This is a genomic window from Bradyrhizobium sp. STM 3562 (genome assembly GCF_045571435.1).
Taxonomy (GTDB): Bacteria; Pseudomonadota; Alphaproteobacteria; order Rhizobiales; family Xanthobacteraceae; genus Bradyrhizobium.
On the sequence record NZ_CP120694.1, the window covers coordinates 5391759 to 5411364 of the forward strand.

Here is a 19606-nt window from a genome sequence, read left to right on the forward strand (position 1 = left end):
GATCGCGAATGAGATGGGACAGCCGCCGACGATGCGCGACGCGCATCACCAATGGGCGCAGCGCGCGCAGCCCTCGCGGCTGAACGCGATGGCGATTGATCGACCGCGCAATAAGAAACGGCGCTGTTACCAGCGCCGTTCTGGTGCACCTAACGCGTGGTATCGCCCCACTTTGACTGGCGCTGACGGGAGCGACCCGCTCTGGCTCTGCTGGCGTGGGAAGCCTGTTCGCGATCCACCGAAAAGGTACGCCGCCTCCAAGCGGAGTCAATCGGATCGATAACAAATTTAGGCGAAAGCGATCCGCTCGCTGCACAGCAGCATCGGGGCGGGATCGCGGGACCGCGGATGATCTGCGCGCAAAAGGTTCGCGCGTCGCGATGGGAACCGGCTTTCGCTTTGAGCTTGCGCGGGTCTTCGGCCCGGATCACGCGCCCAACGGGTTGGCCCGCGATGCTTCACAGAGCCGCGACTTAATCGCCCTCTACTCCTCGGGCGCGTTTTCGATCGGATCGAACCGGCTCGTCTCAAGCCCCAGGAGGTTCCATGATTGCTGCATGTGCGGCGGCAGCGGCGCGGTGGCATCGATCACCCCGCCGCGAGGATGTGGGATCACGATGCGGCGCGCGAGCAGGTGCAGGCGGTTCTGCAGGCCGCCGGGAAACTCCCAATTCTCGCGATTGAAATATTTGGGATCGCCGACGATGGGATGACCGATATGCGCCATGTGCGCGCGCAACTGATGCGTGCGTCCGGTGACCGGCTTCAGCGACACCCAGGCGAGCTTGTTGCCGGCGGTCTCGACCACCGCATAATAGGTCACCGCATGGCTTGCGCCCTCATCGCCATGCGCGGCGATGCGCATGATGGTCTCCTCCTCGCCTTCCTCCTTCGCAAGATAGGTCGAGATGCGGCCCTGCTTGGGTTTCGGCACACCCGCGACCAGCGCCCAGTAGATCTTTCGCGCCGAGCGATGCCGGAAAGCGCCCGTGAGTGCGGTGGCGGCAAAGCGGGTCTTTGCGACCAGCAGGCAGCCTGCGGTCTCCTTGTCGAGGCGATGCACCAGCCGTGGCTTCTGGCCCTTGGCATCGCGCATGACTTCCAGCATCTGATCGACATGGCGCGTGGTGCCAGAGCCGCCCTGCACGGCGAGGCCCGCCGGCTTGTTGAGCACGAGGACATCGTCGTCCTCGAACAGCGTCATCTCCTTCAGCGCTGCAAGCGTCTTCTGTTCCGCTTCCGACCATGCGCCCGCGAGCTTCGGCGCATCGAGCCGAAGCGGCGGAATGCGCACGCTCTGGCCCGCCTGCAGCCGATCCTTGGAATCGGCGCGCTTGCCGTTCACGCGCAGCTCGCCTTTGCGGACGATGCGCTGGATGTGGGAGAACGACAGGCCGGGAAAGCGCGCCTCGAGAAAACGGTCGACGCGCATGTTATCTTCATCCGCCGTCACGACTACGGTCTGCACCTTGGTCGGAAGCGGCAGCGGCTCTGCGGGTGACTTGGGTGGTTTCGCCGGCTGTTGCGCAACGGCCCGTTTCTCGCCGCGCTCGGCCGCAAAGCGAGCAGCCTTGCCGGGCGCGCGAAAGCCCGCCTTCTGCTCGCTATGTGGCCGCTCGCGAAACGGACGCGGCGCCTTATCCTCGCGTGCGCGGGGGTTTGACTGGGTTCTCTTGATGCGACGGCTCATGAAGCCTCCTAGCGCAAAAGCCGCCAATCGTCACGGCGAAAACGGTATAAATCCGCACGCATGTCGGGCAAGTTGGGCAAAGGACTTCAAGATATTCGAGCAAGGCCCTTATGAGACCACCGAAATTCGCTACCGCCGTCATCGCCGCCACCTTGCTTCTGACTACGGCCGCACGAGCCGAAGGCCCGATGCCCGACGACCTCGCCTGGCAGTTGATCGAGATGGGCCGGACCATTGATCCGCCCAAGACAGCCGCGCTTTATGCGCCCCTCCAGCAGAAAGAGCCTTATCCGGGCGTTACGGTCGAGCGCGATGTCCAATATGGGCCGGCGGAGCTGAACCGGCTCGATCTTTTCGTACCCGATACCAGCTCGGACGCCCGCCCGGTGCTGGTCTTTCTTCGCGGCGGCGCTTTCATCACCGGCGACAAGCACATATCCGGCAGTCCGTTCTACGACAACGTCATGCTGTGGGCCGGGAAGAACGGCTTTGTCGGCGTCAACCTCAATTACCGTCTCGCACCGCGATCGCCGTGGCCCGCGGGGGCCGAGGATATCGCCGCCGCCATTCAATGGGTGGTCGACAATATCGCTGCGCATGGCGGCGATCCCACGCGGATTTATCTCATGGGCCATTCCGCCGGCGCGGTGCACGTTGCGACCTATGTGTCGCATGCCGAATTTCACAAGCTGAAAGCCGGAGGGCTCAAGGGCGCGATCATGCTCTCTGGCATCTACGATCTCACCGCGACACCGCTGGCCGAGCCCGAGAAGGCCTATTTTGGGTCCAATCCGGCCCGCTACGCGGAACGATCTTCGCTGGACGGCCTGACGGCGACGAGGATTCCTTTCATGATCGTCACCGCGGAATTGGACCCGCCCGGATTCAACAAGCAGTTCGATCTGTTGAAAGAGGCACGCTGTAAGGCCGAAAGCGGCTGTGTCCGGGCGCTGCTGCTGCCGCAGCACAGCCATATGTCGGAAGTCTATTCCATCAACACGGCGGATACGCGCCTGACCGACCAGATCCTGGATTTTGTGAAAAGCGGAAAGTAGGGAGTGGTCTATTCACCTCTCATCGGGAGAGGTCGGATCGCATCGGAACGATGCGATCCGAGTGAGGGCTCACGGTCCAGGTGAGAGCTGCGGCCCCTCACCCGACGCTTTGCGTCCACCTCTCCCCACTGGGGAGAGGTGGACCGAATCTGCGGCGCTACTTCCCCGCGCGCTCGCGCCTGAGCTTGGCCCAGTAATCCAGCCGCTTCCTGATCTCGCGCTCGAAGCCGCGCTCGGGCGGATTATAGAAGGTTTGGCGTCCCAGGCTTTCCGGGAAATAGTCCTGGCCGGAGAAGGCGTCCGGCGCGTCGTGATCGTATTCGTAGCCGGCGCCGTAGCCTTCTTCCTGCATCAGCCTGGTCGGCGCATTGAGGATGTGCTTCGGCGGCAGAAGCGAGCCGGCCTCCTTCGCGACCCGCTTGGCTGCGCCAAAGGCCGTGTAGGCGGCGTTCGATTTCGGCGCGGTCGCGACATAGATCACGGCCTGCGCGATCGCGAGTTCGCCTTCGGGGGAGCCGAGAAAATCGTAGGCATCCTTAGCGGCATTGGCGATCAACAGCGCCTGCGGATCGGCGAGGCCAATGTCCTCCACCGCCATGCGCACCACGCGCCGCGCCAAAAACAGCGGGTCCTCGCCGGCGTCTAACATGCGTGCGAGATAATAAAGCGCGGCATCGGGATCGGAGCCGCGCACCGCCTTATGCAGCGCGGAGATTAGATTATAATGGCCGTCGGCCGATTTGTCGTAGATCGGCGCGCGCCGCTGCAGGATATCCTGCAATTGCGCGGCATTGAAAATCTCGCCGTGGCGCGCGGCGCGCCAGACTTCTTCGGCAAGCGTCAGCGCGGCGCGGCCGTCGCCATCGGCCATGCGCACCAGCGCGGTGCGCGCTTCCGCATCGAGCGGCAGCTTTTTGCCTTCGACCTCCTCCGCATGCTTGAACAGCTTTTCGATGGCGGCGGCATCGAGGGAATGGAACACCAATACGCGCGCCCGCGACAGAAGCGCCGCGTTGAGTTCGAACGAGGGGTTCTCGGTGGTGGCACCGACCAGCACCACGGTCCCGTCTTCCATCACGGGCAGGAAGGAATCCTGCTGCGCGCGGTTGAAGCGATGCACCTCGTCGACGAAGAGCAGCGTGCCCTTGCCGGTCTCGCGCCGTGCGCGCGCCGCATCGAACGCCTTCTTCAGGTCAGCGACGCCGGAGAAGACCGCGGAGATCTGCTCGAAATGCATTTCCGTGGCATCCGCCAGCAGCCGCGCCACCGTGGTCTTGCCGGTCCCCGGCGGCCCCCAGAAAACCAGCGAGCCGAGCGTGCGCGTCTCCAGCATGCGCGTCAGCGCGCCGTCCGGCCCCAGGATGTGATCCTGGCCGACCACTTCGGACAGCTTGTGCGGGCGAAGGCGGTCTGGCAGCGGGCGCGGCGCGTCCTGCTCCAGCCCGGCTGCGGCGAACAGGGTTGAACTGGTGTCGCGTGGTCGCTTCGCGCTCATCCGCCCAGGGTCACATTGATCTGCTGGCCGCCGCGCACCAGCGTGATGCGCCACAGCCGCGCCTGTTCCCGCGCGGCCTTATCGAGGTCGCTGGTTCTGGCGATCTTCCTGTTGTTGACGGCCATGATGATGTCGCCCTTCTGGAAGCCGACATTGGCGGCGGCGGAATCCTCGGCAATGCTGGTCACCACGACGCCTTCGGTAGCGGCATCGAGATGCAATTCGTCCGCAACAGCCGGTGAGATATTGGCGATGGTTGCGCCGGAAAAGGGCGAGCGGCCCGACAGCGTAATCTCGTTGCGATCGCTGTCGGGTGCGGTTTCGAGCGCCACCGTCAGCTTCACCGGGCGCCCCGCTCGCACCACGTCGATCTGCGCGGTGCCGCCGAGCGGACGCGTCGCAAAGCGGTAGTCGAAGGCATTGGGATCCTCGACGGGCTGACCATCGATGGCCGTGATGAGATCGGACGACTTCAGCCCGGCGCGTGCCGCGGGAGAATTGGGCACGATGCTTGCGACCAGCGCGCCGCTCGGGGTCTTCAGTCCGAGGCTGTCGGCGATGTCAGGCGTCACCGCCTGCAGCCGCGCGCCCAGCCACGGCCGCTTCACCGCCTTGCCGCCGTTCTTGGCGGAAGCGACGACCACGCGCACCATGTTGGAGGGAATCGCAAAGCCGATGCCCTGCGAACCGCCGGAACGCGAATAGATCGCTGTGTTGATGCCGACGAGATGACCGCTCATGTCGACCAGCGCGCCGCCGGAATTGCCAGGATTGATCGCCGCATCGGTCTGGATGAAGAACTGGTAATCGGTAATGCCGACCTGCGTGCGTGCCAAGGCCGACACGATGCCGTGGGTCACGGTCTGGCCGACGCCGAAGGGATTGCCGATCGCGAGCACGACATCGCCGACCATCAGCTCGTCGGAATTGGCGAAATCGAGCGTCGGAAATTTTTCGTGGGAATCCTTGAGCCGCAGCACCGCGAGATCGGAGCGCGAATCCTTCAACACGATCTCGGCCTCGAATTCCCGCTTGTCAGAGAGCGAGACCTTGACCTGGTCGGCGCCCTCGATGACGTGAACATTGGTGACCACGAGGCCGGACGGATCGACCATCACGCCCGAGCCGAGCGAGCGCTGCATCTGCTCCTGCGGACCGCCGGGAATGCCGAAGAAGCGTCGGAAGATCGGATCATCCAGGAACGGATTGTGGTTCTGCACGACCTTGGCGGCATAGACGTTCACCACCGCCGGCTGCACGCGATGCACGATCGGCGCGTAGGACAGGCGGAGCTCGGCGGGTGAGCTCGGCACACGGCGGTCCTGCGCGGCCAAGGGCGTTGCAATCAGCGCGGAGACACACAGCGCGGCAAGGAAGCGGATCAGCGTCATCTCGAAAGGTCCTGAAAAGACTGCCCTGACATGGGCGGAAGGTAAGTTGGGAGAAAGGGCGAGCGTCAAGCCGCACGGCCGGGCGCTTGTGCGACGTCCGGCACAGGGGCGCAAGATAGACGCTCCTGGTGGCGTTCGCCCCATTCTTTCAGCGTATCGATCACCGGGCGCAGGCTTTCGCCGACCTCGGACAGGCAATACTCCACCCGCGGCGGCACTTCGGCATAGACTTTCCGGATGATCAGCCGGTCGTCCTCCAGCGCGCGGAGCTGCTTGGTGAGCATGCGCTGGGTGATGCCGGGCATCCGCCTGCGCAGCTCGCCAAAGCGCTGCGTGCCCTGCTGCAGGTGGAACAGGATGACCCCCTTCCACTTGCCGTCGATCAGGTCCAGCGTCGCCTCGACCGCGCAGCCCGGCCGATGCCCGAAATTCCGCCTTTTCATGGGAAGTCTTCCAATAGTATCCAAACGGGGACTATATCCCTGAATTTACAGTACTTGCCAAGTCGGCGCCATAGCGACAGTTAGACGGCGGGTTTCAATCCGAGGAGACAACAGCCATGAAGGCCGTAGGCTACAAGAAATCGCTGCCGATTGAGGCGGCTGACGCCTTGATCGATTTCGACACCGCCAAGCCGGAGCCGACCGGAAAGGATATCCGCGTCGCGGTGAAGGCGATCTCGGCCAATCCGGTCGACTACAAGGTGCGCAAGCGCGCCGAACCGCCGGAGGGGCAGTACAAGATTCTGGGCTTCGATGCGGCCGGAATTGTGGATACGGTCGGGCCTGATGTGACGCTGTTCAAACCGGGCGACGAGGTCTTCTATGCCGGCTCGATCCAGCGCCAGGGCACCAATTCCGAGTTTCATCTGGTCGATGAGCGCATTGTCGGCAACAAACCAAAATCGCTGTCCTTTGCGCAGGCCGCCGCCCTGCCGCTCACCTCGATCACCGCGTGGGAATTGCTGTTCGACCGGCTGGGTGCGGTGCCCGGCAAGAGCCTCGATCCGCGCACGCTGCTGATCACCGGCGGCGCCGGCGGGGTCGGCTCGATCCTGATCCAGCTCGCGCGGCGGCTGACGGGACTGACGGTGGTCGCCACCGCCACGCGGCCGGAGTCGCAGAAATGGTGTCTCGAACTCGGCGCGCATGCGGTGATCGATCACGGCAAGCCGATGAAGGAGCAGATCGAGGCCTTGAAACTGCCGCCGGTCGCACTGGTCGCGAGCCTCACGGCCTCCGACCAGCACTACAAGGCGATCGCCGATTTTATGGCGCCGCAGGGCAGGTTCGGCCTGATCGACGATCCGCCGGAGTTCAACATCGCGGTCTTCAAGGGCAAGGCGGTTTCGGTGCACTGGGAGTCGATGTTCACCCGCTCCTCATTCCAGACGCCCGACATGATCGCCCAGCATCAGCTCTTGAGCGATGTGGCCGACCTCATCGACAAGGGCGTGCTGCGCACGACGCTGGACCAGATCTTCGGCACCATCAACGCGACCAACCTGAAGCGCGCGCATGCGTTGCTGGAGAGCGGCAAGTCGCGCGGCAAGATCGTGCTGGAGGGATGGTAGGCACCAGATGAGGTGTAGGGTGGGCAAAGCGGAACGTGCCCACCAGCCAACGCGATGATCTCGCGACATGGTGGGCACGGCGCAATAGCGCCTTTGCCCACCCTACAGGTCTACGTCCTGTCGCGAGGAGGCTCGGCGCGCTCAACAAATCCCTTGGCGAGGGCGTGGTAGACGCCCTCCTCGCAAATGAGACGCGACGAGGCGTGAGCGATCAGGGCCGCCGCCATCAGCGGCACCACCATGGCGTGGTTGTCGGTCATCTCCGTCACGATGACGAAGGCGGTGATCGGCGCCTGCACCACCCCGGCGAAATATGAGACCATGCCGAGCAGCATGATCGCGGGCAGCGGCGCACCGTGAAAGAGCAAGGCGACGTTGGCGCCAAGTCCGGCACCCACCGCAAGCGATGGCGAAAAGATGCCGCCGGGAATGCCGCTGATCGCCGCAAAGGTGGTGGCCAGGAATTTGAGGATGCCGAAGTCGGCGGGCAGCGGGGCGCCATTCTCCAGCGCCGCCTTCACCTGTGCGTAGCCGGTGCCATAGATGGTGTCGCCGGAGATCAGGCCGCAGACCGCAACCGCAAGCCCGCAGAGCAGCGCGAAGGCGAGCAAATGGCGTTTGATCGCGCGCCCCACGCCGTTTGGCAGGCCGCGCGCCATCGTGATCAGGATGCGGCTGAACAGCCCGCCCATCAGGCCACCGACGACCCCGCAGACCGGAATCGCCAGCCAGTCGATGCCGTTCCGCAGCGCCATGGGGCTGGAGCCGAAATACGCGTAATTGCCCATCAGGGCGATCGAGGTCAGGCCGGCCGCGATCACCGCGGCGATGATGAGGCTGGAGGTACGGGTCTCGAATGCCCGGCTCATCTCCTCGATGCCGAACACGATTCCGGCCAATGGCGTGTTGAAAGCCGCGGCGACGCCGGCGGCCGCGCCGGCCAGAATCAATCCCGGTTGCCGGCGTGGCGAGAAGCGACCCAGCGCGAACATGATGGACGCGCCGACCTGAACCGTCGGTCCTTCGCGCCCCACCGAAGCGCCACATAGGAGTCCGAACAGCGTGAGAATGATCTTGCCGATCGCAATACGGATCGAGACAAGGCTGCCGCGGGCTGCCTGGTCTGTCAGGTGGCGTGCCGCGATCGCCTGCGGGATTCCGCTGCCCTGGCTGTTCGGGAAGAAGCGGTTGGTCAGGAACACCGAAAGCGCGAAGCCAAGCGGCGTCACCACCAGCGCGGCATAACGCGATTTCGAGAGCAGAAGCGCAAAGGCAGCTTGCGCCTGGTCGGCGAGCGCGGCCAGCGCCACCGCGGCACCGCCGACCACGACGCCGCCGAGCAGGAAGATCGCGCGGCGCTGCCATCGTGCCGACGTGATTTTCAGGCGTCGTTTGTTGCGGGTGGAGAGCGCCGGTATCATGCGCTGAGATTGCCGATCGCCGCGCCGGATGCAAGCCGATATCCTGCGCAGGCGCCATCCGGCAGATGCGCGCCCAAGCCCGCCCCATCGGCGAGTCCGCTGGGCTCAGACGACTGGCAGCCCCTCGGCGAAAATCAGCCGCCGCTCCAGCGCCGTCCGCCGCACCTTCAGTGCTTCGGCGTATTCCTTCGAAGCGTACCATTCGCGCGCACGCTGCATCGAGGGGAATTCGACAATGACCAGCGCCTTCGGCGGTGGAGCGCCTTCCACCGCTTCCGCCGCACCGCCGCGCGCCAGATAGCGGCCGCCATATTGCGCGATCGATTGCGCAGCAAGCGTGCGGTAGCGCTCGATCGCCTTTGCGTCCCGCACCTCGACTTCGGAAATGACGTAAGCCGTCATGGCGCCGCGCCTCAAGCGATGGTATCGACGATGCCGCCCTCGACCCTCAGGGCCGCGCCGTTGGTGGCGGACGCCTCCTTCGAGGCGACATAGACGACCATGTTGGCGATTTCCTCGGTCGAGGCAAAGCGTTGCAGCAGCGAACCCGGCCGATGCTGCCTGACGAAGTTGGCCACCGCCTCCTGCTCCGACTGGCCGTTTTGCCTGGCGAGATCCTTCACGAAGGTCTCGACGCCTTCCGACAGTGTCGGGCCCGGCAGCACGGAATTGACGGTCACGGCTGTGCCGCGCGTCAGCTTGGCCAGCCCCCGCGCGATCGCGAGCTGCGCGGTCTTGGTCACGCCGTACTGGATCATTTCGGTCGGGATGTTAAGCGCGGACTCCGAGGAGATGAAAACGATGCGCCCCCAATTGCGCTTCAGCATGCCCGGCATATAGGCGCGCGACAGCCGCACGCCGGACATCACGTTGACCTCGAAAAAGCGCGTCCAGTCCTGATCGGAGATCTCGAAGAAATCCTTCGGCTCGAAAATCCCGGCATTGTTGACGAGGATGTCGACCTCCGGCAGCGCTTCGAGCAGCGCGTTGCAGCCGCCTGATGTCGAGACGTCGGCGGCGATGCCGCGGACCTTGGCGCCGGGCGCAGTTTTCGCGAGCGTTGCAGCGGCCGCATCGACCTTGCCTTGACCGCGCCCGTTGATCACGACATCGGCGCCCGAGGCCGCAAGGCCTTTGGCAATGGCGTAGCCGATCCCCGCGGTCGAGCCGGTCACCAGCGCGGTTTTCCCCGAAAGGTCGATGTTCATGCGTTATCTCCGTCAGTTGGTGCGGGAGATATTGGAGACGATGATTGCAGACGCAATCGCCGACACCTTGCTTTTCAGCATGGCGGCTCCTACCCCGTCGTCCTGGCGAAAAGCCAGGACCTCAGCGCGCGCTTGCGCTCGTCGCGACACGCGCAAGCTGTCAATTGAAGTCGGTAGTAGACACCGTCCGCGAAACCACGGCCGTGGTTATGGGTCTTGGCTTTCCGCCAGGACGACGGTGGAAGATGGCCGCCGCAAATAAAAAGCGGCGCTCTTGGCGCCGCTCTTGAAACCCAGACGAGGCAGCCGGCTTACGCCGCTTCGGCCTTCGTCTCTTCCACCGGGCCGGAGTCCTGGCCCTTGGCATCGACGTCGCGGTCGACGAACTCAATCACCGCCATCGCCGCGTTGTCGCCGTAGCGGAAGCCCGCCTTGATGATGCGGGTATAGCCGCCCTGGCGGTCCTTGTAGCGGGTGGCCAGCGTGTCGAACAGCTTCTTGACCATGTCGACGTCGCGCAGCTCGCTGATCGCCTGGCGGCGATTGGCGAGACCGCCCTTCTTGCCGAGCGTGACCAGCTTCTCCACGATCGGCCGCAGCTCCTTGGCCTTGGGCAGCGTGGTGACGATCTGCTCGTGCTTGATCAGCGCCGCGCACATATTGGCGAACATCGCGCGCCTGTGCTCGTGGGTGCGATTAAGCTTCCGATGAACCCTGCCGTGACGCATAGTCTATCCCTCTACGTTTGATCTGCCGCGACGGTTCGTCGGACATGTTGTCAGGTGGGCTTCCTGCGTTCGCCCGCCAAAGCGCAATCGCGCTTTGGCTTTTCATATGATCAGTAATGATCCTCGAAGCGCTTGGCGAGTTCGTCGATGTTCTCCGGCGGCCAGCCCGGCACTTCCATGCCGAGATGCAGGCCCATCTGCGCCAGCACTTCCTTGATTTCGTTCAGCGACTTGCGGCCGAAGTTCGGGGTGCGCAGCATCTCCGCTTCCGACTTCTGCACGAGGTCGCCGATATAGACGATGTTGTCGTTCTTCAGGCAGTTTGCCGAACGCACCGAAAGCTCGAGCTCGTCGACCTTCTTGAGGAAGGCCGGATTGAAGGCGAGATCCGGAATGATCTCCTGCGCGACTTCCTTGCGCGGCTCTTCGAAGTTGACGAACACGTTGAGCTGATCCTGCAGGATGCGCGCGGCGAACGCGACCGCATCCTCCGGCGTGATCGCACCGTTGGTCTCGATCGTCATGGTCAGCTTGTCGTAGTCGAGGATCTGGCCCTCGCGGGTGTTCTCGACCTTGTAGGAGACCTTGCGCACGGGCGAGAACAGGCTGTCGATCGGGATCAAGCCGATCGGCGCGTCCTCGGGCCGGTTGCGCTCGGCAGGCACATAGCCCTTGCCGGTCGCGACCGTGAATTCCATGCGGATCTCCGCACCCTCGTCCAGCGTGCAGATCTGCAGCTCCGGATTGAGCACGGTGATGTCACCGACCGTCTGAATGTCACCGGCGGTGACGACGCCCGGGCCCTGCTTCTTCACGACCATGCGCTTGGGGCCTTCGCCCTGCATCTTGATCGAGATGTCCTTGATGTTGAGCACGATGTCGGTCACGTCCTCGCGCACGCCGGCGATCGAGGAGAACTCGTGCAGCACGCCGTCAATGTGCACCGACTGTACGGCCGCGCCCTGCAGCGAGGACAACAGCACGCGGCGCAGTGCGTTGCCGAGCGTCTGGCCGAAGCCACGCTCCAGCGGCTCGGCGACGAGTGTCGCAAAGCGCGAGGCATCGGAGCCCGGCGTCACCTGGAGCTTGTTGGGGCGGATCAATTCCTGCCAATTTTTCTGGATCGTCACGGTTTCACCCTCAGGCCGGCCAATCCGCCATTTCGATTGCCGGCGTTGGAAACTTCGCGGATCACTTGCCGCGGATCATCAATAAAAGTTCAAGACGCCGCGAGGGACAGGCTCTCCCTGCGGCGACAACGTCAAACGCGCCGGCGCTTGCGCGGACGGCAACCATTATGCGGAATCGTCGTCACGTCGCGGATCGAGGTGACGGTGAAGCCCGCGGCCTGCAACGCGCGGAGCGCGGATTCGCGGCCCGAACCAGGGCCCGCGACCTCGACTTCCAGCGTGCGCATGCCATGTTCCTGCGCCTTCTTGGAAACATCCTCCGCCGCGACCTGCGCGGCATACGGGGTCGATTTGCGCGACCCTTTGAAGCCCATCGTGCCGGCCGACGACCAGGCGATCGTGTTGCCCTGCGCGTCGGTGATGGTGATGGTGGTATTGTTGAACGACGAGTTCACATGCGCCACGCCGGAGGCGATGTTCTTACGCTCGCGACGGCGGACGCGGGTGGCTTCCTTGCCCATTTAAAACCTTTCCTCAAGATCTCAACGCCGCCGTAACGCCAGCGGCTACACCTGTGAACGCGAACGATCGGCGGTGAACGAACCTGCTCGCCGCTGACTGCTCGCAAAGTCTCGATTACTTCTTCTTGCCGGCGATCGCCTTGGCCGGGCCCTTGCGCGTGCGCGCGTTGGTGTGGGTCCGCTGACCACGCACCGGCAGGCCGCGGCGATGACGCAGGCCACGATAGCAGCCGAGATCCATCAGCCGCTTGATGTTGATGCCGGTCTCGCGGCGAAGGTCGCCTTCCACGACATAGTCGCGGTCGATGACTTCGCGGATCTGCAGCACTTCCTGGTCGGTCAACTGGTTGACGCGGCGATCCTCGGGGATCTTGACCTTTTCCATGATATCGCCCGCGATCTTGGGGCCGATGCCATGGATGTACTGGAGCGCGATCAGCACGCGCTTATTGGTCGGGATGTTGACGCCGGCAATACGGGCCACGGACTTCTCTCCTGTCGCCGCTCCCTCCGGGGAGGCAGCTTCTTAAGTTCTTGCTCTCGGGCAGGTGTCCGCAAACGCGAACACGACGCCTTGCCCTCTGCTTCCTCGGGGCGAGGCATCGTCTGAAAAACTATCCGACTTGGATGCCGCGCTTATTAATGGATTCAAGTGGCTTTCGTCAACCGCCTCTAGCCTTTAGCTCGCTTTTTCGTGAGCTTTTTTGCGACCTTCCGGGGCGCCTTCTTGGCCGCTTTCCGGCTGGCCTCCGAAGCCCGTTTAACCGCTCTGCGGGCCGCTTTTGGGCTCTTTTTGGCCGGAGTTCGGCCCTTGGCCGCCTTGGCAGCCGATTTTGCTGGCCTTGCTGCGACCTTTTTGGTGGTCTTCCGCGCCCCCGCGTTCCGCTTGGCGGAACCCGCTTTCTTGGCCGGCTTGGCTTCCGCCGCGCCGATGGCGTGCAGGATGCGGTTGATCTCGCGGGTGACCTCCTCGATCGTCATCATGCCGTCGACGGTCAACAGCTTGCGCCGCTCGGAATAATAGTGAATCAGCGGCTCGGTCTGGGCGCGATAGCTCGCCAGGCGCTTGGTGAGGACCTCCGGCGTGTCGTCGACCCGCACCTCCTCGCCGCGCGCGCGCATCTGCGCGACCCGGGTCTCGACACGCTCTAAAAGCGCGCTCTCGTTGACGCGCAGTTCGATCACCGCGTCCAGCTTTAGGTGCTTTTTCTTCAGGAGCTCATCCAGCGCCTCGGCTTGCGGAACCGTGCGCGGAAAGCCATCCAGCACGAAGCCGCTTTTGGCGTCGGGTTGCTCGATGCGATCGGAGATGATGCCGACGACGATCTCGTCCGGGACCAAGCCGCCGGCCGCCATGATGTCCCTGGCTTGCAGCCCGACCGGCGTACCCGCTGCGACGGCCGCGCGCAGCATCTCGCCGGTGGAAAGCTGCACAATGCCGTAACGCTGAACCAGCCGCTGTGCCTGGGTGCCCTTGCCCGACCCCGGCGGTCCCAGAAGAATCAGTCTCATCGGTGTTCGCCCCCCGGCGATCGGTGAGCGAAACTCACCTGTAGTTATCTGTCCACCGCGGCAGCCGCAGCTTCTTAGCGGCGCCGCCCTCTCAGTTTCGACTTCCTGATCAGCCCTTCATATTGATGGGCGAGCAGGTAGCCTTGAACTTGCGCCACCGTATCCATGGTGACACTGACTACGATCAAAAGCGACGTACCACCAAAGTAGAACGGCACCGAAGCGTAGGAAATCAGTATTTCCGGTATCAGGCAGACGATCGCAAGATAAATCGCACCGACGACCGTAATCCGCGACAGCACGTAGTCGATATACTCCGCGGTGCGTTCACCGGGGCGGATGCCCGGGATGAAACCGCCATGCTTCTTCAGATTGTCGGCCGTCTCGGTCGGGTTGAAGACGATCGCGGTATAGAAGAAGGCGAAGAACACGATCATCGCGAGATAGAGCACGAGGAACAGCGGCCGGCCATGGCCGAGCTGAGTCGTGATCCACTGGAACCATTCCGGCCCCTTCCCGGCATTGAAGTTGGCGACCGTGGTCGGCAGCAGGAGCAGCGAGGACGCGAAGATCGGCGGAATCACACCCGAGGTGTTCAGCTTCAGCGGCAGATGCGAGGATTGGCCCTCGAACATCTTGTTGCCGACCTGACGCTTCGGATACTGGATCAGCAGCCGGCGCTGCGCTCGCTCCATGAACACGATGAAGGCGATCACGGCGACCGCCATCACGATGACGATCAGGATGAGACCGGTCGACAGCGCGCCCTGGCGGCCGAGCTCGAGCATGTTGGCGAGCGCTGTCGGCAGCTCGGCCACGATGCCGGAGAGAATGATGAGTGAGATGCCGTTGCCGATGCCGCGCGAGGTGATCTGCTCGCCCAGCCACATCAGGAACATGGTGCCGCCGGTGAGCGTCACCGCCGTGGAGAGGCGGAAGAACAGGCCGGGGTCGGTGACGACGTTGCCGGCGCCTTCGAGACCGACCGCGATACCATAGGACTGGAACGCGGCAAGCAGCACCGTCAGGTAACGGGTGTACTGGTTCAGCGTCTTGCGGCCAGCCTCGCCCTCCTTCTTCAGCGCCTCGAGCTGCGGCGAGACCGTGGTCAAGAGCTGGATGATGATCGAGGCCGAGATGTACGGCATGATGTTCAGCGCAAAGATCGCCATGCGGTGGATGCCGCCGCCAGCGAACATGTTGAACATGCCGAGAATGCCGCCGGCCTGGGTGCGGAACACCTGCTCCCAGACGTTGGGATCGATGCCGGGCAGCGGGATGTAGGTGCCGAGCCGATACACCAGCAGCGCACCCAAGGTGAACCAGATGCGCTTCTTGAGTTCGTCGGCCTTGGCCAGCGCGCCGAAGTTAAGGTTGGCCGCCAATTGTTCCGCTGCTGAGACCATCTTTGACTCTCTCCCGCCGGCCCTGCGCCGTCATGCTCGCGTGACGCGAGACATCAGGCAGGCGCCGGACAGTATTTGGTGCTCGGCCTTTGATAAGTCCATCGCAAATCCTGCGTCGTCGCCCGCGAAGGCAAAGAATGACGCAGAATTTACGCCGCCTCGCCCTCTTCCTTCGCAGGTGCGAGGACCTTGACCGTACCGCCGGCCTTCTCGACCGCGGCGATCGCCGACTTCGAGGCGCCGTGCACCTCGACGTTCACCTTCGACTTGATCTCGCCCCGCCCGAGCAGCCGCACGCCGGCCTTCGCGCGGCGGAGAACCCCGGCCTTCACCAGCGCCTCGGCGTTGATGACGCTGCCCGCATCGAGCCGCTTGGCATCGATCGCCTGCTGGATACGGTCGAGGTTGAGTTCGGCGTACTCGACCCGGAACACGTTGTTGAAGCCGCGCTTGGGCAAGCGGCGGTGCAGCGGCATCTGGCCGCCTTCAAATCCCTTGATGCGCACGCCCGAGCGCGCGGTCTGGCCCTTGCCGCCGCGGCCCGAGGTCTTGCCTTTGCCTGAACCGATGCCGCGGCCGACGCGCATGCGCTTTTTGCGCGAACCGGCGTTGTCGGCGATCTCGCTGAGCTTCATCGCCCTTCTCCTTGTCTCACTACTTCTCGTCGACGATGCGGACGAGATGTTGAACCTTTTCAATCATGCCGCGAACCGCCGGCGTATCCGGCAGTTCGGCGGTGCGGCCGATCCGATTGAGCTTCAGCCCGATCAGCGTCGAACGCTGCGAGTGGTGGCGGCGGATCGGGCTGCCGGTCTGCTCGACCCTGATGGTCTTTGCGGCCATGGTCCTAAACTCCGAAAGCTTGAATTAGTCCGCCGCCGCCTCGGCATCGCCGCCGACGCGACGAGCCTGTAGCGTGGAGACCTTGATGCTGCGGCGCGCCGCGACCGAGCGCGGCGAGTCCTGGTTCTTCAGCGCGTTGAAGGTCGCGCGCACCATGTTGTACGGGTTGGACGAGCCGATCGACTTCGCCACCACGTCCTGGATGCCGAGAGTCTCGAACACCGCGCGCATCGGACCGCCGGCGATGATTCCGGTACCGGCGGGGGCGGCACGCAGGTAGACGCGGCCCGCGCCGTGGCGGCCGGCGATGTCATGATGCAACGTGCGGCCTTCACGCAAGGCGACCCGGGTCAGGTTGCGCTTGGCGGAGTCCGTTGCCTTGCGGATCGCCTCCGGCACCTCACGCGCCTTGCCGTGGCCGAAACCGACCCGGCCCTTCTGGTCGCCGATCACGACCAGTGCCGCAAAGCCGAAGCGCTTGCCGCCCTTGACGACCTTCGCCACGCGATTGATGTGGACCAGCTTGTCGACGAACTCGCTGTCGCGCTCCTCGCGCTCCCTGCTCCGTTCGCGTCCGCCGCGTTCGCGTTCCGCTGCCATAGCTCTTTCCAATCTCTAGAGAGGCCTTCGCCTCTGTTCTATCCGTTCAGTTCGTTTTGAGCATGATCTTGTCGGAAAACCGGTACCCCCTTTTCCGGATCCTGCTCGTTAGAAGCTCAACCCGCTCTCGCGCGCCGCGTCCGCGAGCGCCTTGACGCGCCCGTGATAGAGATAGCCGCCGCGATCGAACACCACTTCGGTGACGCCGTTCTTCACGGCGCGCTCCGCCAGCAACTTGCCGACGGCCTTGGCCGCATCGATATTGGCGCCGGTGTTGCCGCTTGTGCGCATTTCCTTCTCGAGCGACGAGGCCGAAGCCAGCGTCTCGCCCTTCAGGTCGTCGATCACCTGGGCGTAGATGTGCTTCGACGAGCGGAACACGCTCAGCCGCGGACGGCCATTGGCCGAGCGCCGCAACGCCAGGCGCACGCGCTGCTTGCGCCGGGCATTCGTGACCTTGTTTCTGGACATGACCGGCTCCGTTACTTCTTCTTGCCTTCCTTGCGGAAGATGAATTCGTCGACATACTTCACGCCCTTGCCCTTATAGGGCTCCGGCGGACGGAAGGCGCGGATCTCGGCGGCTACCTGGCCGACGCGCTGCACGTCATTGCCGCTGACCGTGATCTCGGTCGGCTTCGGCACCGCGATCGAGATACCCTCCGGGATCGGGTAGATCACGTCGTGGCTGTAGCCGAGCGCGAGCTGCAGGTTCTTGCCCTGCATCGCGGCGCGGTAGCCGACGCCGGTGATCTCGAGCTTCTTCTCGAAGCCCTTGGTGACGCCGGCCACGAGATTAGCGATCTGCGCCCGGGCCGTGCCGTAAAGCGCACGCGCACGGTTGGTCTCGTAGCGCGGCGCGACCTTCACGGCGCCGTTCTCGAACTTCACCTCGACGTCGTCGTGGACGACGAACTGAAGCTGGCCCTTCGGCCCCTTCATCTTGACGGTCTGCCCTTCGACGGTCGCGGTCACACCGGACGGCACCGCCACGGGCTTTTTGCCAATGCGTGACATGGCGTAAAAATCCTTCCTCAGAACACCGTGAAGAGAACTTCGCCGCCCACATTCGCCTCGCGCGCTTCGTGGTCAGCCATGATTCCCTTCGGCGTCGACAACACCGAAATGCCGAGCCCGTTGTTGACCCGCGGCAGGTTCTTCACCGAGGTGTAGACCCGCCGGCCCGGCTTGGAGACCCGCTCGATCTCGCGGATCACCGGCTCGCCATCGAAATACTTCAGCTCGATCTCGAGCTCGTTGCGTCCCGACGGGTGCTCGACCGTGGCGTAACCGCGGATGTAGCCTTCCGACTTCAGCACATCGAGCACGTTCTGGCGCATCTTCGAGCCCGGAGACGTCACCTTGGATTTCGAGCGCATCTGCGCGTTGCGGATGCGGGTGATCAAATCGCTGATCGGATCGTGCGTTGACATCGTGCGACCCTCCTTACCAGCTCGACTTCACGAGCCCGGGAACCAGGCCCTTGGAGCCGAGTTCGCGCAGCGCGATGCGGGAGAGCTTGTTCTTGCGATAGTTGGAGCGCGGACGCCCCGTCAGCTCGCAGCGGTTGCGGATCCGCGTGGCCGACGAATTGCGCGGCATTTCCGCGAGCTTCAGGGTCGCGGCGAAACGCTCTTCCATCGGCTTGGTCTTGTCGGCGATGATCGCCTTCAGCCTCGCCCGCTTGGGCGCGGCATTCTTGGCCATCCGTTTGCGCCGGTTGTTCTTCTCGACTGAACTCTTCTTTGCCATGCTTGGCTCCTAGGTATCCGCGTTTGAGACGCTTCTCGTCAGCGTCTCACTGCCGGAACGGGAAATTGAAAGCGGTCAACAGGGCACGTGCCTCGTCGTCGGTGCGCGCGGTGGTGCACACGGTGATGTCCATGCCCCAGGACTCCCCGGCCTTGTCGAAATCGATCTCCGGGAAAATGATGTGCTCCTTGATGCCGAGCGAATAGTTGCCGCGGCCATCGAAGCTCTTCGGGTTCAGCCCGCGGAAGTCGCGCACGCGCGGCAACGCGACGTTCACGAGCCGGTCGATGAACTCGTACATCCGTGCCTTGCGCAGCGTGACCTTGCAGCCGATCGGCTGGTTCTCGCGCAGCTTGAACGTCGCGATCGCGCCCTTGGAATAGGTCACCACGGCCTTCTGGCCCGCGATCAGCGACAGGTCGGCCGCCGCGGTCTCCGCCTTCTTGCGGTCGTTCACGGCCTCGCCGACGCCCATGTTGAGCACGACCTTGTCCAGCCGCGGCACCTGCATGACGTTGCTGTAGCCGAACTTCTCGGTCAGCATGGATTTGATCTTGCGATCATACTCCGCGCGCAGGCGCGGCACGTAAGCGGTCTCAGCCATCGATCTCAGCTCCCGAGCTCTTGGCGATGCGGACTTTCTTGCCGTCCGCGTGAATCTTGAATCCGATGCGCGTCGGCTTACCGTCCTTGCCGAGATACGCGATGTTGGACAGGTGGATCGGCGCCTCCTTGGAGATGATGCCGCCCTCCTGGGACTGGGTCTGCTTCTGGTGGCGCTTCACCACGTTCACGCCGCGGACCAGCGCGGTGCCTTCCGCGGGGCGCACCTCGAACACCTCGCCGGTGCGACCCTTGTCGCGGCCGGTCAGCACGATGACCTTGTCACCTTTGCGAATCTTGGCAGCCATCACAGCACCTCCGGCGCCAGCGAAATGATCTTCATGTGGTTCTTGGCGCGCAGCTCGCGCGGTACCGGCCCGAAAATACGGGTGCCGACCGGCTCCTGCTGGTTGTTGATCAGCACCGCGGCGTTGCGGTCGAAACGGATCACCGAGCCGTCGGGCCGGCGGATGTCCTTGCGGACCCGCACCACGACGGCCTTCATCACGTCGCCCTTCTTCACCTTGCCGCGCGGAATGGCTTCCTTGATGGACACGACAATGACGTCGCCCACGGTCGCATAGCGGCGCTTGGAGCCCCCGAGCACCTTGATACACATGACACGGCGTGCGCCGGAATTGTCGGCCACGTCGAGGTTGGTCTGCATCTGAATCATTGA

25 protein-coding genes are annotated in these 19606 nt (G+C 63.9%); 2 read left to right on the plus strand and 23 right to left on the minus strand.

Translation table 11 applies throughout. The annotated features are described in order from the left end of the window. Positions 1 to 484 precede the first annotated feature (484 nt). Positions 485 to 1690, minus strand: coding sequence for an RluA family pseudouridine synthase (locus P6U23_RS25085; protein ID WP_407175219.1), 1206 nt, complete (start codon positions 1688 to 1690; stop codon positions 485 to 487). Positions 1691 to 1800: 110 nt separating this feature from the next. Between P6U23_RS25085 and P6U23_RS25090 the strand changes: the two genes are divergently transcribed. Next, positions 1801 to 2745, plus strand: a complete 945-nt coding sequence (locus P6U23_RS25090; protein ID WP_407175220.1) for an alpha/beta hydrolase — start codon at positions 1801 to 1803, stop codon at positions 2743 to 2745. 157 nt (positions 2746 to 2902) lie between these two features. On the opposite strand, the gene P6U23_RS25095 is transcribed toward P6U23_RS25090, so the two are convergent. From P6U23_RS25095 to P6U23_RS25105, 3 genes are all read right to left on the minus strand, one after another. Next, complete coding sequence (locus P6U23_RS25095; RefSeq protein WP_407175221.1) at positions 2903 to 4240, minus strand: replication-associated recombination protein A; 1338 nt, start codon at positions 4238 to 4240, stop codon at positions 2903 to 2905. Further along, positions 4237 to 5631: a DegQ family serine endoprotease gene (locus P6U23_RS25100; RefSeq protein WP_407175222.1), complete on the minus strand. Its 1395-nt coding sequence runs from the start codon at positions 5629 to 5631 to the stop codon at positions 4237 to 4239. The genes P6U23_RS25095 and P6U23_RS25100 overlap by 4 nt, the downstream gene beginning before the upstream one ends. Positions 5632 to 5696: 65 nt before the next feature. Beyond that, on the minus strand, positions 5697 to 6074 hold the full coding sequence (locus tag P6U23_RS25105) for a winged helix-turn-helix transcriptional regulator (RefSeq protein ID WP_407175223.1): 378 nt from the start codon (positions 6072 to 6074) through the stop codon (positions 5697 to 5699). A 116-nt stretch (positions 6075 to 6190) separates the two neighbouring features. Between P6U23_RS25105 and P6U23_RS25110 the strand changes: the two genes are divergently transcribed. Beyond that, on the plus strand, positions 6191 to 7204 hold the full coding sequence (locus P6U23_RS25110) for a zinc-binding alcohol dehydrogenase family protein (RefSeq protein WP_407175224.1): 1014 nt from the start codon (positions 6191 to 6193) through the stop codon (positions 7202 to 7204). 110 nt (positions 7205 to 7314) lie between these two features. Here P6U23_RS25110 and P6U23_RS25115 read toward each other — a convergent pair whose 3' ends face one another. The 19 genes from P6U23_RS25115 to rplN all read right to left on the minus strand — a co-directional run bounded on the left by P6U23_RS25115 (position 7315) and on the right by rplN (position 19603). Then, positions 7315 to 8625, minus strand: coding sequence for a chloride channel protein (locus P6U23_RS25115; RefSeq protein ID WP_407175225.1), 1311 nt, complete (start codon positions 8623 to 8625; stop codon positions 7315 to 7317). 105 nt (positions 8626 to 8730) lie between these two features. Further along, the gene (locus P6U23_RS25120; protein WP_407175226.1) at positions 8731 to 9027 is read right to left on the minus strand and encodes a DUF1330 domain-containing protein; all 297 of its coding nucleotides are present in this window, start codon (positions 9025 to 9027) and stop codon (positions 8731 to 8733) included. Positions 9028 to 9038: 11 nt separating this feature from the next. After that, a complete protein-coding gene (locus P6U23_RS25125; RefSeq protein ID WP_407175227.1) occupies positions 9039 to 9833 on the minus strand; it encodes an SDR family NAD(P)-dependent oxidoreductase in 795 nt (264 codons plus the stop codon). Positions 9834 to 10144: 311 nt separating this feature from the next. Then, positions 10145 to 10561 (minus strand): 50S ribosomal protein L17, encoded by a 417-nt coding sequence (gene rplQ, locus P6U23_RS25130; protein ID WP_024509022.1) that lies wholly within the window; start codon positions 10559 to 10561, stop codon positions 10145 to 10147. A 110-nt stretch (positions 10562 to 10671) separates the two neighbouring features. Further along, a complete protein-coding gene (locus P6U23_RS25135; RefSeq protein ID WP_407181571.1) occupies positions 10672 to 11715 on the minus strand; it encodes a DNA-directed RNA polymerase subunit alpha in 1044 nt (347 codons plus the stop codon). A 107-nt stretch (positions 11716 to 11822) separates the two neighbouring features. After that, positions 11823 to 12212, minus strand: a complete 390-nt coding sequence (gene rpsK, locus P6U23_RS25140; RefSeq protein WP_007603045.1) for a 30S ribosomal protein S11 — start codon at positions 12210 to 12212, stop codon at positions 11823 to 11825. Positions 12213 to 12327: 115 nt separating this feature from the next. After that, positions 12328 to 12696, minus strand: a complete 369-nt coding sequence (rpsM, locus tag P6U23_RS25145; RefSeq protein ID WP_407175228.1) for a 30S ribosomal protein S13 — start codon at positions 12694 to 12696, stop codon at positions 12328 to 12330. 188 nt (positions 12697 to 12884) lie between these two features. After that, on the minus strand, positions 12885 to 13724 hold the full coding sequence (locus P6U23_RS25150; protein WP_407175229.1) for an adenylate kinase: 840 nt from the start codon (positions 13722 to 13724) through the stop codon (positions 12885 to 12887). A 74-nt stretch (positions 13725 to 13798) separates the two neighbouring features. Then, the gene (gene secY / locus P6U23_RS25155; RefSeq protein ID WP_024509026.1) at positions 13799 to 15130 is read right to left on the minus strand and encodes a preprotein translocase subunit SecY; all 1332 of its coding nucleotides are present in this window, start codon (positions 15128 to 15130) and stop codon (positions 13799 to 13801) included. A 149-nt stretch (positions 15131 to 15279) separates the two neighbouring features. Next, positions 15280 to 15765: a 50S ribosomal protein L15 gene (gene rplO, locus P6U23_RS25160; protein WP_407175230.1), complete on the minus strand. Its 486-nt coding sequence runs from the start codon at positions 15763 to 15765 to the stop codon at positions 15280 to 15282. A 19-nt stretch (positions 15766 to 15784) separates the two neighbouring features. Continuing rightward, positions 15785 to 15973, minus strand: coding sequence for a 50S ribosomal protein L30 (rpmD, locus tag P6U23_RS25165; RefSeq protein WP_024509028.1), 189 nt, complete (start codon positions 15971 to 15973; stop codon positions 15785 to 15787). A gap of 24 nt (positions 15974 to 15997) precedes the next feature. Further along, positions 15998 to 16573: a 30S ribosomal protein S5 gene (gene rpsE / locus P6U23_RS25170; protein ID WP_024509029.1), complete on the minus strand. Its 576-nt coding sequence runs from the start codon at positions 16571 to 16573 to the stop codon at positions 15998 to 16000. Between the two features lie 108 nt (positions 16574 to 16681). Beyond that, a complete protein-coding gene (gene rplR, locus P6U23_RS25175) occupies positions 16682 to 17044 on the minus strand; it encodes a 50S ribosomal protein L18 (protein WP_024509030.1) in 363 nt (120 codons plus the stop codon). Between the two features lie 11 nt (positions 17045 to 17055). Then, complete coding sequence (gene rplF / locus P6U23_RS25180) at positions 17056 to 17589, minus strand: 50S ribosomal protein L6 (protein WP_024509031.1); 534 nt, start codon at positions 17587 to 17589, stop codon at positions 17056 to 17058. A gap of 17 nt (positions 17590 to 17606) precedes the next feature. After that, positions 17607 to 18005: a 30S ribosomal protein S8 gene (gene rpsH / locus P6U23_RS25185; protein ID WP_407175231.1), complete on the minus strand. Its 399-nt coding sequence runs from the start codon at positions 18003 to 18005 to the stop codon at positions 17607 to 17609. Between the two features lie 13 nt (positions 18006 to 18018). After that, on the minus strand, positions 18019 to 18324 hold the full coding sequence (gene rpsN / locus P6U23_RS25190; RefSeq protein ID WP_012045038.1) for a 30S ribosomal protein S14: 306 nt from the start codon (positions 18322 to 18324) through the stop codon (positions 18019 to 18021). Between the two features lie 46 nt (positions 18325 to 18370). Continuing rightward, positions 18371 to 18928: a 50S ribosomal protein L5 gene (rplE, locus tag P6U23_RS25195; protein WP_035722323.1), complete on the minus strand. Its 558-nt coding sequence runs from the start codon at positions 18926 to 18928 to the stop codon at positions 18371 to 18373. Then, positions 18921 to 19235 (minus strand): 50S ribosomal protein L24, encoded by a 315-nt coding sequence (gene rplX / locus P6U23_RS25200; RefSeq protein WP_024509035.1) that lies wholly within the window; start codon positions 19233 to 19235, stop codon positions 18921 to 18923. Before rplX ends, rplE begins: the two co-directional genes overlap by 8 nt. Beyond that, on the minus strand, positions 19235 to 19603 hold the full coding sequence (gene rplN / locus P6U23_RS25205) for a 50S ribosomal protein L14 (protein WP_024509036.1): 369 nt from the start codon (positions 19601 to 19603) through the stop codon (positions 19235 to 19237). The genes rplX and rplN overlap by 1 nt, the downstream gene beginning before the upstream one ends. Positions 19604 to 19606: the final 3 nt, after the last annotated feature.

Excerpts from the sequence above, each read along its gene's own strand:
- P6U23_RS25085 (WP_407175219.1), bottom strand. The coding sequence starts at position 1,690 with ATGAGCCGTCGCATCAAGAGAACCCAGTCAAACCCCCGCGCACGCGAG.
- P6U23_RS25090 (WP_407175220.1), top strand. The coding sequence starts at position 1,801 with ATGAGACCACCGAAATTCGCTACCGCCGTCATCGCCGCCACCTTGCTT.
- P6U23_RS25095 (WP_407175221.1), bottom strand. The coding sequence starts at position 4,240 with ATGAGCGCGAAGCGACCACGCGACACCAGTTCAACCCTGTTCGCCGCA.
- P6U23_RS25100 (WP_407175222.1), bottom strand. The coding sequence starts at position 5,631 with ATGACGCTGATCCGCTTCCTTGCCGCGCTGTGTGTCTCCGCGCTGATT.
- P6U23_RS25105 (WP_407175223.1), bottom strand. The coding sequence starts at position 6,074 with ATGAAAAGGCGGAATTTCGGGCATCGGCCGGGCTGCGCGGTCGAGGCG.
- P6U23_RS25110 (WP_407175224.1), top strand. The coding sequence starts at position 6,191 with ATGAAGGCCGTAGGCTACAAGAAATCGCTGCCGATTGAGGCGGCTGAC.
- P6U23_RS25115 (WP_407175225.1), bottom strand. The coding sequence starts at position 8,625 with ATGATACCGGCGCTCTCCACCCGCAACAAACGACGCCTGAAAATCACG.
- P6U23_RS25120 (WP_407175226.1), bottom strand. The coding sequence starts at position 9,027 with ATGACGGCTTACGTCATTTCCGAAGTCGAGGTGCGGGACGCAAAGGCG.
- P6U23_RS25125 (WP_407175227.1), bottom strand. The coding sequence starts at position 9,833 with ATGAACATCGACCTTTCGGGGAAAACCGCGCTGGTGACCGGCTCGACC.
- rplQ (WP_024509022.1), bottom strand. The coding sequence starts at position 10,561 with ATGCGTCACGGCAGGGTTCATCGGAAGCTTAATCGCACCCACGAGCAC.
- rpsK (WP_007603045.1), bottom strand. The coding sequence starts at position 12,212 with ATGGGCAAGGAAGCCACCCGCGTCCGCCGTCGCGAGCGTAAGAACATC.
- P6U23_RS25150 (WP_407175229.1), bottom strand. The coding sequence starts at position 13,724 with ATGAGACTGATTCTTCTGGGACCGCCGGGGTCGGGCAAGGGCACCCAG.
- secY (WP_024509026.1), bottom strand. The coding sequence starts at position 15,130 with ATGGTCTCAGCAGCGGAACAATTGGCGGCCAACCTTAACTTCGGCGCG.
- rplO (WP_407175230.1), bottom strand. The coding sequence starts at position 15,765 with ATGAAGCTCAGCGAGATCGCCGACAACGCCGGTTCGCGCAAAAAGCGC.
- rpmD (WP_024509028.1), bottom strand. The coding sequence starts at position 15,973 with ATGGCCGCAAAGACCATCAGGGTCGAGCAGACCGGCAGCCCGATCCGC.
- rpsE (WP_024509029.1), bottom strand. The coding sequence starts at position 16,573 with ATGGCAGCGGAACGCGAACGCGGCGGACGCGAACGGAGCAGGGAGCGC.
- rplR (WP_024509030.1), bottom strand. The coding sequence starts at position 17,044 with ATGTCCAGAAACAAGGTCACGAATGCCCGGCGCAAGCAGCGCGTGCGC.
- rplF (WP_024509031.1), bottom strand. The coding sequence starts at position 17,589 with ATGTCACGCATTGGCAAAAAGCCCGTGGCGGTGCCGTCCGGTGTGACC.
- rpsH (WP_407175231.1), bottom strand. The coding sequence starts at position 18,005 with ATGTCAACGCACGATCCGATCAGCGATTTGATCACCCGCATCCGCAAC.
- rpsN (WP_012045038.1), bottom strand. The coding sequence starts at position 18,324 with ATGGCAAAGAAGAGTTCAGTCGAGAAGAACAACCGGCGCAAACGGATG.
- rplE (WP_035722323.1), bottom strand. The coding sequence starts at position 18,928 with ATGGCTGAGACCGCTTACGTGCCGCGCCTGCGCGCGGAGTATGATCGC.
- rplX (WP_024509035.1), bottom strand. The coding sequence starts at position 19,235 with ATGGCTGCCAAGATTCGCAAAGGTGACAAGGTCATCGTGCTGACCGGC.
- rplN (WP_024509036.1), bottom strand. The coding sequence starts at position 19,603 with ATGATTCAGATGCAGACCAACCTCGACGTGGCCGACAATTCCGGCGCA.